Raw genomic sequence first — 1,120 nt, forward strand, 5'->3', positions numbered from 1 at the left:
GCTGGGCGTGCCGCTAACCGCAGAGTTGAAATCCGTCTGATACCGAACACGGTCGCCTGTCCGCGACCGCAAACGGTGCCGGGCGTTTCAGCAACAACGTCGCTGATACCGGCGACATCATTGACACAACAACAGGAGTAAACTTATGGCGATCCCCGCTTATTTGTGGTTGAAAGATGACGGCGGTGCCGACATCAAAGGGTCTGTGGATGTTCAGGACCGGGAAGGCAGTATCGAAATTGTGGCGTTGGAACATGCATTGCATATCCCGACCGACAACAATACCGGCAAGCTGACCGGAACCCGCGTGCATGCCCCACTGGTGTTCACCAAAGAGGTTGATGCCTCGACCCCGTATTTGTATAAAGCGGTCACTTCTGGTCAAACCCTGAAATCTGCCGAGATCAAGTGGTACAAAATTGACGACGCAGGGCAGGAAAAAGAGTACTTCAACACCCAGCTGGAAAACGTGAAGGTGGTGAAAGTGGCGCCGCTGATGCATGACATCAAAGATCCGGCCAAAGAGAAGCACAACCATCTGGAACATGTTGAGTTCCGCTACGAAAAAATCACCTGGACTTACAAAGACGGCAACGTCATTCACTCCGATGCCTGGAGTGAACGTTCGACGGCGTAACGTCCGCGTTTTTTTATTTTTTATCGTTTAAAGGCCGGTGGGGCCGTGGGCCCCACCGGGGACCAAAACACCCGAAATAATGAAGCATCCTGACCTGATGGGCCTCGGTATACGGCTATGGGCGGTAGCGTACCCGAAGCAACAGAGGAACAGGAGGGAGAAAACTGTCATGGAAAATCCGTCAGCTATTTTACTGCGCCGGTTAAATCCCTATTGTGCTCAAGCACTGGCGGCCGCGGCCACTTTATGCCAGACACGGGCTCATGCGGAGATCACCGTAGAACACTGGCTACTCAAACTGCTTGAAGGCGGTGAAGGTGATATCACGGTGATTGCCCGACATTATGCGTGGGATATGAATGCGTTGTGGCAGTCGCTGTTGACGCGAATTAATGGCCTGCCCCGCCGTATTCATCGACGTCCCCGATTATCGGCCCCTCTGTGTGAGCTATTACAGATAGCCGGGGCGGTGGCGACGCAGGA

Annotated in this window: 1 protein-coding gene and 1 pseudogene; both read left to right on the forward strand. The window is 53.7% G+C overall.

What is annotated here, in order from left to right; genetic code table 11:
- The first annotated feature begins 145 nt into the window (after positions 1–145).
- Positions 146–637: an Hcp family type VI secretion system effector gene (locus ABR397_RS22750; RefSeq protein WP_350307693.1), complete on the forward strand. Its 492-nt coding sequence runs from the start codon at positions 146–148 to the stop codon at positions 635–637.
- Between the two features lie 169 nt (positions 638–806).
- Positions 807–1,120, forward strand: a pseudogene (locus tag ABR397_RS22755) (type VI secretion system ATPase TssH); the annotation flags it as partial.

The sequence above is a fragment of the Photorhabdus viridis genome, assembly GCF_040256935.1.
Taxonomy (GTDB): Bacteria; Pseudomonadota; Gammaproteobacteria; order Enterobacterales; family Enterobacteriaceae; genus Photorhabdus; species Photorhabdus viridis.